Origin of the sequence: Pleomorphomonas sp. JP5 (assembly GCF_023721815.1) — a bacterium.
GTDB lineage: Bacteria > Pseudomonadota > Alphaproteobacteria > Rhizobiales > Pleomorphomonadaceae > Pleomorphomonas.
The window spans coordinates 147,220-159,599 of record NZ_JAMDLI010000001.1 but is presented as its reverse complement, the minus strand read 5'-3'; the positions used below and the strand labels follow the sequence as shown (position 1 = coordinate 159,599).

The window sequence follows — 12,380 nt, the reverse complement described above, 5'->3', positions numbered from 1 at the left end:
TCGAGCGATCGGTCAGTTGCCTTCCTTGACCGGCTCGCCCTTGCTGCGAAGCTGCTGGACGAGGCCGGCGGCAACGCGGACCTGAACCTTGGTCGCGCCGTCGCCGACATCCAGCAGCAGTTCGCTGTCATCGACCACCTTGAGGATCTTGCCGATCAGGCCACCCTGCATCACGACGACGTCGCCGCGCCGCAGATTCTTCAGCATGTCGCGGTGCTCCTTGGCCTTGCGCTGCTGCGGCCGGATGAGCAGGAAATACATGATGACGAAAATCAGGATGAACGGTGCGAACTGGATCAGGAAGTCGGCGCCACCGGGAGCGGCACCGGTCGCCTGAGCAAAAGCTGGGGTCACGAACATCAGGTCAACTCCATTGGCCTGCCACCGCCCGCGAGCCGGACCGACGAGGCATTGAGACATCGAGGAGCGGGTATCAGCCCACTCGAAAGTGGCCGGAATATACCTAGGCCGAAGGACTTTGCAAACCAAAGCTATGCACCTCGGCGTCCTGACCGGCATGTCTAGGTAGTCTCCGGCAGGATTTGCGGCAAAGCGTACCGGAAACGGTCGCCGCTGGTTTGCATCGAGGCACTGGGAGGGCTAGAGAAAGTTAGGGAGTACCGCGCGGTACACAGACACAAGCCCAGGCGTGAGCAAGCGGGACATAGGAGCATGGACGTGAGCGCTTCCCCCATAGAAACACTGAACGCCCATCTGGAGCGCATCGCCGACCTTCTTGAGCGGCTGGCGCCCGCGGCGCCGGGCACACCCGATTTCGACGCGAGCGACGCATTCGTGTTCGTCGCCGACCCGGCCTCGCTGCAACCGGTCCAGCGAGTCAACCGGGTCGACATTGGTCTTCTCAAAGGCATTGATCGCCACCGCGACATGATCGTCGCCAACACCGAGCGCTTCGCGCGTGGCCTGCCGGCCAACAACGTCCTTCTCTGGGGCGCTCGCGGCATGGGCAAGTCTTCACTGGTGAAAGCGTCCCAGGCCGAGGTCAATCAGCGCCTCGCCGACCGCGCCGGCTTCACACCGGTCAAGCTGATCGAGATCCACAGGGAGGACATCGAGAGTCTCCCCGCCCTGATGAAGTTGCTGCGCGACAGCCGCCATCGCTTCATCCTGTTCTGTGACGATCTCTCCTTCGACCACGGGGACACATCCTACAAGTCGCTCAAGGCCGTGCTGGAAGGCGGCATCGAAGGAAGGCCTGACAATGTCGTGTTCTACGCCACATCCAACCGCCGCCATCTTCTGCCACGCGAAATGATGGAGAACGAGCGCGCAACGGCGATCAACCCCGGCGAAGCGGTGGAGGAGAAAGTGTCGTTGTCCGACCGCTTTGGTCTGTGGGTTGGCTTTCATAACTGCTCACAGGACGATTATCTTGAGATGGTGCGCGGGTACGTCGCAGCACTGGAACTGGAAATCGACATGGATGTTCTCCGAGCGGAAGCTCTAGAATGGGAGCGGACGCGGGGTGCGAGATCGGGCCGAGTCGCCTGGCAGTACGTCCAAGACCTTGCCGGTAGGCTTAGGCTCGGCGCCTGACCGATGGTATGGGAGGAGAATCGAGATGAGGCGTGTCGTTGCGTTGGGCGCGCTCGCCCTGCTCGCGGGTTGCGTGTCGTCACCGGTGCCTGTCGTCTACAAAGCAGGATCGAGTTTCGCGGACCGGCAAGCGGCGGCGGACCAGTGCCGCATCGAGTCGCTTGAGAAAATCCCGCAGGCCATGGTCACGGTCATTCGGCCACCAGAGTACAGGCCGGGATTCACCGAATGCCGGGAAGACCCGGAGAGCGGTCGCCGTTACTGCCGGAGAACCGGCGGATTCGTCTATCCCGGCAGCAGCCACACCAAGGACGTCAATGCCGAGTTGCGGGAGCGCTATATCGGTGGATGCCTTCGCCGGGCCGGATATGAAGTGATCGCAAAGCCGATCTGCGGGGACGATGCCGGCGCTGCCTATATGGCCGGCCGCGACAATCAGGCACCAGCCGCTTCGCTTGCCTGCGTCACTGAGGACGAAAGGGTGATTCCGCGAGACTGGCGCTGATACCTCTGGCGCCTCGTCGCGCATAAAGAGCCGGCGGCCAAAGCCGCCGGTGAAAGGAAATGTGCTGTCTGTACCGACGATCCGTCAGCCACTGAGATAGGGAAGCGGATCGACCGGACGATTGCCATTGCGGATTTCGAAGTGCAGCTGCGGCCGGCTGACATTGCCGGTGGCGCCAACCTTGGCGATGGTCTGACCGCGCAGGATGCTGTCTCCACGCTGGACCAGCACTTCGCTGGCGTGAGCATAAGCCGACACGAAGCCGTTGGGGTGCTTCACCAGCACCAAGTTGCCAAAGCCTTTCAGTTCGTTGCCGGCATAAATCACCTGACCACCCTCGGCCGCCTTGATCGGCGTCCCCTCGGGCACCTCGATGTTGATGCCGTCATTGCGCTCGCCGCCTGGCTTGACGCCGAAAGCGGAAATGACCCGACCGCGCACCGGCCAGCGGAAACTGCCGTCGGCAGCGCTCTCCACTCCGGATGAAGTCGGCGTGGCGGTCTTGGCGCTCGGCTGGCTCTGGCTGGGCGCCAGCGCTGCGACTTGCCGGTTGGTTTGCTGACCGGGTGTGTTGCCGGAGGGCGGCAGCAGCCCAGGCTTGGCGTCCGTTGCCGTTGTGCCAGACGCCATGGCGACGTTGGTGGTCTTGACGGGAGCCGGCTTGCCCGGAACGGCCGCAGCCACTTCGCTCGAGACCGACTTCGGCGCAGGTGGCTTTACCGGGGGAAGCTGACCAATAATCTGGGGGCCGGGCGCCGTTGCAGCGGCGGCGGCCGCGCTCTGTTGCCCATAAGCAGGGATGACGATGTTCTGGCCGGGAGTCAGCGGAGCGCCAGCGACAAGTCCATTGGCGGCAAGCAGAGACGACTCGGCGACGCCATAACGGCGAGCGAGCACCTGCACGGTATCGCCCGGCTTCACCATGACGGCGGTCCCGTTCGAAGGCGTCCACGGCTGGGTGCTGGGAGCCGTCCCCGTTGCGGGCAGCGACGCGGTCTGGTTCGGGCGAACGTAGGCGCCGTTGTTGACCACGGCGCCCGGCGCAGGCGGCAAGGTGTTGGAGGACACGGCCCCTGCGGAGGGATAGGTGGGGGCCGGCGCGGCATAAGTCTGCTGCGGGTAGGCCGGTTGCGCATAGGCGGGCTGCGCATAGGTCGCCTGGGCGTTTATAGATCCGGTGGGCATCGGATCGGCGCGCCCAATGATCTGGTCCTGATTGTCCGTCTCGGCAAACACATTTCCGAAACGGCTGACGTCGCCGCTGCAGCCGGCCGAAAAGCCGGCCAGAATGGCAACGGCGGCAACCTGGGCCAGTAAGCGGGAGGTCCGGCAGATCGCTAGGTTACTCATGGTCATCAGGTCTCGCCTGCTCGACTTCAACTGTAATGATTAAGCCGCAGTAACGTTGATAAAGGCTTAAAGCGACAAAATGTCAGGCGTCGAGCACACCCTGGACCCAGGGAAAACGGCGGATTTCCTCAAGACTTTCGGTGAACGAGCGCAGCCCGAGCATCGGGACTCACAGCCTTCGAGCCACACCTTCCCTTAGTGGGAACTGCCGGATCGCGCCGAGCTCGGCCCGGTGGAACAGACGCCCATCGCGAGAGATTCGCACCAGCGTCTGGGTGTGGCCAACTCCTACAGGGGCGACCAGAATCCCCCTGTCGGCGAGTTGATCGAGGAGCGCCGTCGGCACCTTCTCGACGGCTCCGTCGACGAGGATGCGATTATAGGGCGCGTGGCGCGTAAAACCCTCAAGGCCATCACCAAGAAGGGTGATGACGTTGGATAGCCTCAGAGCCGACAGGCGGTCCTCGGCGATATCGATAAGGCTTCGGAACCTGTCCATCGTCACCACTTGCGCGGCGAGGTGGGCGAGAATGGCAGCTTGAAAGCCTGAGCCACAGCCGACCTCGAGCACTCTGTCATTAGGCTCGACGGCGAGCGCGGACACCATAAGGGCCACGGTGGAGGGGGCATTGATGGTTTGCCCGCATTCGATGGGCAATGATCGATCGAGGTAGGCGCTCGCCTGATGGGAAGCCGCCACGAACATACGACGCGGAACGAGCTCAAGGGCGCGCAACAGCCGGGTATCGGTGACACCCATCCCGCGGAGCTTCATCGTCAGCTCCGCGATCGCCACCTTGTCCGGCTCGAAAGGCCTCATCGACACCATTCTCTCGCAATGCCGCAAAACATGAGTTGCGACGCTGCATTTATGACCGAGGTGTCAAAAGTAAGACGAACAGCCTTGAAAAAGAGTTTCGATCAGAACAAGGCCTGAAGTTTCTCCATGGTCGCCATATCCGTCAGGTCGAGGCGGAGCGGGCTGACGGAGACCTTGTTGCGAGAAATCGCAAACGCGTCGGTTCCCTGTGCGCACAACATCTCGCCGCGCCGGAAAGTCAGCCAGTAATAGGGCTTGTTGCGCGCGTCGATTCGCTTCTCCACGTCGATGCCATGGTCGTAGGCGAAGTTCCCCTGCCGAGTTACCTCGATGCCAGCTACTTCGGACGGATGACAGTTGGGGAAGTTGACGTTGATGAAAGTGCCGTGGGCAATCCCCTGCCCCGTCAGCTTTCGCAGGATGTCCGGCCCCAGGGCCTCTGCGGTCTCGAAGGGGATGCGCCCAACGAAGTCCTCGTGGGCCTGGCTCAAGGCGACTGCGGGTATGCCGAGCAGTGTTGCCTCAATGGCGCAAGCGACGGTTCCCGAATAAGTGACGTCGTCTGCCATGTTCGTACCGGCATTGACACCCGACAACACGAGATCCGGGCGGTCCGGCATGATGTGACGAACGCCCATGATGACGCAGTCGGTCGGCGTGCCGCGCACGGCGAAACGGCGTTCGTCGATCTTTCGCGCCCGGAGCGGGTCGTGCAGCGTCAGCGAATGAGCGAAGCCGGACTGATCCGTTTCAGGGGCGACCACCCAGACATCGTCACTGAGCGCGCGGGCAATGTTTTCAAGCGCCACGAGGCCCGGCGCATGAATACCGTCATCGTTGGAAATCAGGATGCGCATTGCCGGGCCTTCCGTTTCAGTTTCAAGCTTTCTCGAGGCGTGTGACGCCACCCATCAGAGGCAGCAGCACATCTGGAACCGTCACCGAGCCATCCTCGTTCTGCCAGGTCTCCATGACGGCAATGAGAGCGCGGCCGACGGCGACGCCGGAGCCGTTGAGCGTATGCACGAAGCGAGTGCCCTTGGGCTCACCCGTCGGACGGTAGCGGGCATTCATGCGCCGCCCCTGGAAGTCGCCGCAGACCGAGCAGGAAGAGATCTCACGGAACCTCTTCTGACCAGGTAGCCAAACCTCGATATCGTAGGTCTTGCGACTGCCGAAGCCCATGTCGCCGGTGCAAAGCGTCACGACGCGATAGGCAAGCCCGAGGCGCTTCAGCACTTCTTCAGCGCAGGCAAGCATGCGTTCGTGCTCTTCGATCGACTTTTCCTGGGCCGTTATGGAAACAAGCTCGACCTTGTTGAACTGATGCTGGCGCAGCATGCCGCGCACGTCGCGGCCGGCTGAACCGGCTTCGGAACGGAAGCACGGCGTCAGCGCCGTAAAACGCAGCGGCAGGTCCTTCTCTTCCAGGATCTCTTCACGGACGAGATTGGTCAGCGGCACCTCGGCCGTCGGGATCAGCCAGCGGCCGTCGGTCGTCTTGAAGAGGTCTTCGGAGAACTTCGGCAACTGACCGGTGCCGTACATCACCTCGTCGCGCACCATCAGAGGTGGAATCACCTCCGTGTAGCCATGCTCGATGGTATGCAGGTTGATCATGAACTGACCGAGCGCGCGCTCAAGGCGGGCCAAATGGCTCTTCACCACGGTGAAGCGGGCGCCAGCCAGCTTGGCCGCTCGCTCGAAATCCATCATTCCAAGCCCTTCGCCAAGCTCGAAATGCTCCTTCGCCCAGTTGAACTGGCGAGGTTCGCCAAAACGGTGATGCTCGACGTTGGCGCTTTCGTCCGGACCATCGGGCACATCTTCAAGCGGTGAGTTGGGAATCACCGACAGCGCGTCATCAAGGGCGGCGTCGAGCTCGCGCTCCTTCGCTTCGCCGTCCTGAATGAACGACTTGATGCGCGCGACCTCTTCCATCAGTTCAGCGGCGCGGCCTTCGTCCTTGCTGGCCTTGGCCTTGCCGATTTCCTTGGACGCAGCGTTGCGGCGTTCCTGCGCCTCCTGAAGAGACTTGATATTGGCCCGGCGCGCGTCGTCGAGACGAATAGTCTCCGAGACGGTGGCTTCGGCGATGTCCGCCGACTGGCCGCGCCGCATCAAGGCGTGCTTCAGGGCTTCCGGATTGTCGCGAATCCACTTGATGTCGAGCATTGGCTTTCCCCGCGCGGCACGTCCGCCGGAGCCCTCGCATCAGCCTTCGGTGGTGGAGACGTCCCGGGACTCGCCGCGCTTGTTGATGTACCTGACGGCAATGATGGACACTTCGTAGAGAAGCATCGTCGGAACCGCAAGCAGGATTTGGCTCATCGGATCGGGCGGCGTCAGAATGGCTGCCACGACGAAGGACAGCAGGATGGCATAGCGACGCCACGATTTCAGCCCGGCTTCGGTGACGACCCCCACACGGCCGAGCAGCGTCAGCACCACCGGCAACTGAAAAACGATGCCAAAGGCGAAGATCAAAGTCATGATCAGCCCCAGGTACTCCGACACCTTGGGCAATAGCTCGATCGCCGCCTGTCCATTGCCGCCGGCCTGCTGCATCGACATGAAAAACATCATGATGGCCGGCATCACGAAGAAGAACACCATCAGCGCGCCAAGCAGGAAAAGAATCGGCGTTGCGACGAGAAAGGGCAAGAAGGCCTGTCGCTCGTGCTTGTAGAGGCCCGGAGCCACGAACATGTAGATCTGGTTGGCGATGACCGGGAACGCGATGAACAGGGCGCCGAACAGAGCAAGCTTGAGCTGCGTGAAGAAATACTCCTGCGGCGCCGTATAGATCAGCCGCACGTTCTGCGCTTCACCAGCCGCGCGCTCGTAGGGGATGACCAGGACATTGAAAATGTCGTGAGCAAAGAAGAAGCAAAGCAGGAAGCAAACGAGTATCGCGACCACCGACTTGAGAAGGCGGGAACGCAGCTCGGCGAGATGCTCGATGAGAGGAGCCTTGGACGACTCGATCTCGTCGTCTTCATCCTTGGTCGTCATGCCACGCTCCCGCTCTTTTCGTCAGAGGCGGCAGTCCCGGAAGCCCGTTCACCTACCGGTTGCTCTGCGTTGGCCGTCTGCGACGCTTCGGTCGGAGGAAGCGACTCCGTCGGGACCGACGCATCCACGCCCTCCTCGGCCGTCGCTTTTGGAGGCGTGTCTACAAGGGACGGGCTGGCGGAGGATTCGTCCGACTTCGGCGGGATTGGCGCGGTCATCGATTTCTTCAGATCGTCGCCGAGGGTACGAACGGGATCGAAGGTCTTCTTGAGGTCGGTCAGAGGATTGGCGTTCTGAATGCTGCTCTTGATGTCGCTCAGATCGGCCTCTCTCTCGGCCTCGCGCAGCGCCTGACCGAACTGCGCCTGCATGTCGCCCGCCATGCGCCGCGCCTTGCCCACCACTTGACCGACGGTCCTGAGCAGGCGCGGCAAATCCTTCGTGGGAAAGACGATAAGCGCCACGATGGCGATCATCAGGATTTCCGTCCAGCCGACTTCAAACATCGTTCACACGCCCGCCGTCGGCGGTCACCGCGCCCTCAGGCACGACACCCCGAAAAGAACCAGATTGCGAAGATCGATCAGCTTCGCGGAGAGTCGTCGGTCTTGTTCTCGACGGGCTTCGGCGGCGTCTCGTCGTCTTCGGACATCCCCTTCTTGAAGTTCTTGATACCCTTGGCGAAATCACCCATCAACTCGGGGATCTTACCGCGACCACCGAACAGGACGAGGACGACGACCAAGACGATCAACCAGTGCCAGATGCTCAACGAACCCATTTTTGTCTCCTGAGGGCGCTCGCCCAAAAGTGGGCGGCACTCTTGCACAACGAAAGCCTAGTCGCAAGAAACCGCAATGAAGCTATGAAGGAATTCCGGCATTCTCAAGATGCGAGCGAGGAAGCCGTCGGGCCGCCTCACTCGTCAGGCGGAAGCGGGGTGTAGTCCTGGAAATCAAGCTCCGTCAGGGGGTCCTCGTCTGGCATCAGCGCATCCGATGCATTGGGAACCGGAACGCGGAAGCCAGGCGGCACCGCCCCCTCCAGGAATCCGGCCGCCTTGAGGTCATCGACACCGGGAAGATCGGTGACCGCGTCGAGGCCGAAATGGACCAGGAAGGCCTCGGTCGTGCCATAGGTGAGCGGACGTCCAGGCGTACGGCGGCGACCACGCATCCTGATCCAACCGGTTTCCATCAGAACGTCGAGGGTCCCCTTGTTGGTGGATACGCCGCGTATTTCCTCGATCTCGGCCCTGGTAACAGGCTGATGGTAGGCGATGATGGCCAGCGTTTCCAACGCCGCGCGCGACAGCTTCTTCGGTTCAACCTGTTCCCGTGTCAGCAGGTGAGCAAGGTCTGGCGCCGTCCGGAACATCCACTTTCCGGCGACTTCGACGAGGTTCACTCCCCGAGACGCGTAGATGGTACGGAGATCGGCCAACACCTGGGGCACGTCGGTGCCGGGCGCCAGGCGTTCGGCAAGCTCATCGGCGCCGACCGGTTGCGCCGAGGCGAAAAGAATCGCTTCGGCGCCCCGAATCGCCGCCATCCAGGCTTCGTATTCGGCCGGATCGCGATCACCGGCAAACAGCCGCAGCTGACCGTGCCGCGTATCATCGCTGAGGCCCGAACGGCTCATTGGTCGCCCTCCTCCGGCGTGTCCGGCCGTCCCTGTCCCTTGCGTATGTAGAGCGGAGCAAAAGGTCCGGACTGCATCAACTCCATTCGTCCTTCGCGCACAAGCTCCAGCGACGCCGAGAACGCAGAGGCGCGCACGGTGGCCCGAGACTCCGGACCGGTCATGTAGTGGATGAGATAATCGTCGATCGGCGTCCAGTCGGGAATTGCGCCAATCAGGCGCTCCAGCAGATCTCGCGCGTCGGCCAACGCCCAGACTTGCCGTTTACGGACCGTGTGCACGCGGACCATGTCGCGCTGGCGCTGGCGGCCATAGGCGTCGAGCAGATCGAAAAGGCTCGCTTCCCAAAGCGAGCGTCGCACGAGGCCCATTTCCTCCGGGGCACCGCGTGGCAACACGTCGCGGCCCAGCCGCGAGCGGTCGACGAGACGCTCCGCCAGGATGCGGATCCCCTCAAGCCGCTTCAGCCGCATCGCCAGCATGCCCGCAAGTTCCTCGGCGGAAGGTTCATCCCCAGGCGTCTCGTCGGGCGGCAACATCAGGCGCGACTTGAGATAGGCAAGCCAGGCAGCCATGACCAGATAATCGGCGGCGAGCTCCAACCTTCTCTCACCCAGCCGTTCGATGAAGGCCAGATACTGATTGGCCAGCGCGAGGATGGATATACGGGCGAGATCCACCTTCTGATTGCGCGCCAGCGTCAGCAATAGATCGAGCGGCCCTTCGAAGCCATCGACATCGACCACGAAAGCCTCTCCGGCGGTCGCATCGATATCGAGCCGGGTCTCGCTCCATTCGTCGGTGGTCGCCATGGAAGGCCGTTTCACCCCGTGTTACGACGTCGCTCACACCACGACGGCGTCGTAAGCGACCAGCGCGGCGTCGAGCCGGGCGAGAACGCCATCGGGATCATCATGCGGCGATCCCACACGCACCTTCAATGCTCTTTCAGCCCGCGCTGCGGCTTTTCCAACGAGTTCGGGCGCTTCCGCGGCAACGGCCACCATCTCGGCCATATCGCCCGAACAATGAAGTGCGATATCGCAGCCAGCGGCAAGCGTCGCCCGCGCCCGTTCGGCCAGCGTTCCCCTCAGCGCATTCATCGACAGGTCGTCTGAGAAAAGAAGACCGTCAAAGCCGATTCGACCGCGGATGATCTTCTCAATGACAACACGAGATTGCGTCGCGGGATGAACTGGATCGATGGCGGTATAGACCAGGTGGGCCGTCATCGCCGCCGGCAAATCGGCAAGGGCTGCGAAGGGCATGAAATCGGCGGAAGCGAGGCTTTCGAGAACGGCGTCGACCACGGGGAGCTCGTGATGGCTGTCGACGCAGGCGCGGCCATGCCCCGGCACATGCTTGACAACCGGCAGCAAACCGGCCGCCATCAGACCGTCTGCAAAGGCGCGGCCGGCGGAAGCGACGAGGTTCGGGCTCTCCCCATAGCTGCGGTCGCCGATGGCCGGCGTCATGTCCGGCGTCGCTATATCGAGACAGGGCGCGCAGTCGACGTCGATGCCAACAGCGGCAAGATCATCGCCGATCAGATGGGCGACGTCGGCAATCAACCCGATATCGCCGGCAAGCGCGGCCGCTCCTGCCAGCCGGCGTCCTGACGGATATTTGCGCCAATGCGGCGCAGTCAGGCGCTGGACGCGTCCGCCTTCCTGATCGACCAATACCGGCGCCTGCCAGCCAACGGCATCGCGAAAATCATCGGTCAGGCGCTTCAACTGGTCGCGGCTTTCGACGTTGCGACGAAACAGGATAAGCCCCCAAGGCGCGGCCTCGCTTAGAAAAGCGCGCTCCTCAGCCGAAAGCACCGTGCCCTTGAGCCCGGTCACAAATGCGCGAGACATGGGAGGTTCTCCAAATGACAAGCCACGCCGAATGCCGTCCGGCATCTCGACGCGGCTAATGATCGTCAATCGACATTCAGCGTGCGATCAGACAGTCACCACCTGCCGAACGAAGCTGTTCGCAGAGCGCCACTGCGGCATCTCGGTTCGGAGCCCCGACGCGAGCCCGGTAATAGACCCCCTTGGATCCGAGGTCGGCCCTCTGAATATCCACGGAAGCCGAGCCCAGAATGGAAGGATACTTGCGCTGCAGAGAAGCGAATGCCGAGCGAGCCGCGTCTTCACTCCGCTGCGAAGACAACTGCACATAGGCGCCCGCCGTCCCTCCCGACGTCGCCGTTGTCTCTGTAGCCGCCGGAAGGCTGGCTACCTCGGTCGGCGCAACCGGCTGCGGCTGGGAAGCGGCGGCTGTCAGATCGAGCGGCCCGGATGTCGGCGCCGCCTGAGGGGCTGCCGGCTTGACGGGAGGCAGCGGGGCTGCGGCTTCGGTCGGCACCGATGCCGTCGTCTCGACGGATGTGTCCGCCGCTGGATTGGCCAGGGCGGCGAGATTGATCGGCATCGGCTGCCCTGAGGCGTCGGTCAGATTGCTTGACGGCAGCCCCTGAGGCGCCGATGGCGCATCGGAAGCCACGGTCTGATTGTTCGAGGAAAGCGGCGGCAACCCGGTGCCGACGTCACTGTCGTCGCCCGGTGTACCGTTTACGGTCTCACTGCGAGCAATGATCTGGCCTGCGCCATCGCTGGGCGGCAGCGAAGCAGCAGCACCATTGCCCGCCGTGTCCGATGGCGTTTCTATCAGCGAGCCATCGGGTCGAACAAGAACCGTACGAACCCGCCTAGGTCCGGTCTCATTGGGATCGAAACCGGTCGGAAGCTCCGCTTCGACCTCCTGACCGTCAGGCAGAGTAATGCGCGAGACATGCGGCGTGACAGCCGGCAACTCCGGCACATCTCCGCTACGCGCGACCAGCCGCTCTTCGCTTTTGGGCGGCGTACCACCGACTGAATCGTAGACCGAGGCGCCTTCTGCCGAAGCAACCACTTCCTGAGCGTTCGGGTCGGGCTTGACCTTGTACGGGCCATCGGGCGCCTTGACCACCACCGTCTCGCCGAATCCTGAGCTGCCACCAAAGAAAGCCCAGCCGGCAAAACCGGCGGCCAGAAGAAGAACTGCGGCCGCAGCGGCCGTCATGAGACCGCGTCGACCACGCGCCTCGGACGGCTCGGCCTCACCCCTCCCCTCATGCGGAGGCAGAACGCCAAACTCGTCAATGACCGGATCGACGCCGTCGCGTTCAAACTCGGCCATGAACTCATCGAGCGCCTGATCGTCCCACGGGTCGTACGCCGTGCTGGACTTGCGCGCATTGGCCGGCTTGTAGACTTGGCCGGTACGCACATCGACCGGATTCATCGACGCGATATCTTGCTCCAGTTCGGCAGCGAGAGCGTCGACAAACTGGTCCATGTCCGCATCACTGGCCTCGCGGCCATTCAGGAGGTCCTGATAGTAGCGCTCATCGTCGGCAAGATGATCGTTATCGACGGATACGGCGGGCCGCATCGGCGATTGTTCGGCTGCGCTGCTCCTAACCATCGGCGTAGCTCTTCCCGTCTTTCTTCGCCA

Annotated in this window: 14 protein-coding genes; 2 read left to right on the top strand and 12 right to left on the bottom strand. The window is 62.6% G+C overall.

The window, feature by feature from the left end; genetic code table 11:
• Positions 1-12: 12 nt before the first annotated feature.
• Positions 13-360, bottom strand: coding sequence for a preprotein translocase subunit YajC (gene yajC, locus M4J40_RS00725; RefSeq protein WP_251751286.1), 348 nt, complete (start codon positions 358-360; stop codon positions 13-15).
• A gap of 312 nt (positions 361-672) precedes the next feature.
• Here yajC and M4J40_RS00720 point away from each other — a divergent pair, with 312 nt between their 5' ends.
• Both M4J40_RS00720 and M4J40_RS00715 read left to right on the top strand, forming a co-directional pair.
• Positions 673-1,557: an ATP-binding protein gene (locus M4J40_RS00720; RefSeq protein WP_405030703.1), complete on the top strand. Its 885-nt coding sequence runs from the start codon at positions 673-675 to the stop codon at positions 1,555-1,557.
• Positions 1,558-1,582: 25 nt separating this feature from the next.
• Positions 1,583-2,062, top strand: coding sequence for a hypothetical protein (locus tag M4J40_RS00715; protein ID WP_251751284.1), 480 nt, complete (start codon positions 1,583-1,585; stop codon positions 2,060-2,062).
• A gap of 84 nt (positions 2,063-2,146) precedes the next feature.
• Here M4J40_RS00715 and M4J40_RS00710 read toward each other — a convergent pair whose 3' ends face one another.
• The 11 genes from M4J40_RS00710 to M4J40_RS00660 form a co-directional block, all read right to left on the bottom strand.
• Positions 2,147-3,418 (bottom strand): peptidoglycan DD-metalloendopeptidase family protein, encoded by a 1,272-nt coding sequence (locus M4J40_RS00710; protein WP_251751282.1) that lies wholly within the window; start codon positions 3,416-3,418, stop codon positions 2,147-2,149.
• Positions 3,419-3,581: 163 nt separating this feature from the next.
• Positions 3,582-4,232 (bottom strand): protein-L-isoaspartate(D-aspartate) O-methyltransferase, encoded by a 651-nt coding sequence (locus M4J40_RS00705; RefSeq protein WP_257235004.1) that lies wholly within the window; start codon positions 4,230-4,232, stop codon positions 3,582-3,584.
• A gap of 101 nt (positions 4,233-4,333) precedes the next feature.
• Positions 4,334-5,089 (bottom strand): 5'/3'-nucleotidase SurE, encoded by a 756-nt coding sequence (gene surE, locus M4J40_RS00700; RefSeq protein WP_251751279.1) that lies wholly within the window; start codon positions 5,087-5,089, stop codon positions 4,334-4,336.
• Between the two features lie 22 nt (positions 5,090-5,111).
• Positions 5,112-6,407 (bottom strand): serine--tRNA ligase, encoded by a 1,296-nt coding sequence (gene serS, locus M4J40_RS00695; protein WP_251751278.1) that lies wholly within the window; start codon positions 6,405-6,407, stop codon positions 5,112-5,114.
• Positions 6,408-6,446: 39 nt separating this feature from the next.
• The gene (tatC, locus tag M4J40_RS00690) at positions 6,447-7,247 is read right to left on the bottom strand and encodes a twin-arginine translocase subunit TatC (protein WP_251751277.1); all 801 of its coding nucleotides are present in this window, start codon (positions 7,245-7,247) and stop codon (positions 6,447-6,449) included.
• Positions 7,244-7,753 (bottom strand): Sec-independent protein translocase protein TatB, encoded by a 510-nt coding sequence (tatB, locus tag M4J40_RS00685; protein ID WP_251751275.1) that lies wholly within the window; start codon positions 7,751-7,753, stop codon positions 7,244-7,246. Before tatB ends, tatC begins: the two co-directional genes overlap by 4 nt.
• A gap of 77 nt (positions 7,754-7,830) precedes the next feature.
• On the bottom strand, positions 7,831-8,028 hold the full coding sequence (locus tag M4J40_RS00680; protein ID WP_251751274.1) for a twin-arginine translocase TatA/TatE family subunit: 198 nt from the start codon (positions 8,026-8,028) through the stop codon (positions 7,831-7,833).
• Between the two features lie 137 nt (positions 8,029-8,165).
• Positions 8,166-8,798 carry an SMC-Scp complex subunit ScpB gene (gene scpB, locus M4J40_RS00675; RefSeq protein ID WP_251751639.1) on the bottom strand — a complete coding sequence of 211 codons (633 nt, stop codon included), beginning with the start codon at positions 8,796-8,798 and terminating at the stop codon, positions 8,166-8,168.
• 86 nt (positions 8,799-8,884) lie between these two features.
• Positions 8,885-9,700, bottom strand: coding sequence for a ScpA family protein (locus tag M4J40_RS00670; RefSeq protein WP_251751273.1), 816 nt, complete (start codon positions 9,698-9,700; stop codon positions 8,885-8,887).
• Between the two features lie 33 nt (positions 9,701-9,733).
• On the bottom strand, positions 9,734-10,750 hold the full coding sequence (gene nagZ / locus M4J40_RS00665; protein ID WP_251751272.1) for a beta-N-acetylhexosaminidase: 1,017 nt from the start codon (positions 10,748-10,750) through the stop codon (positions 9,734-9,736).
• A gap of 76 nt (positions 10,751-10,826) precedes the next feature.
• Complete coding sequence (locus tag M4J40_RS00660; protein ID WP_251751271.1) at positions 10,827-12,350, bottom strand: SPOR domain-containing protein; 1,524 nt, start codon at positions 12,348-12,350, stop codon at positions 10,827-10,829.
• Positions 12,351-12,380: the final 30 nt, after the last annotated feature.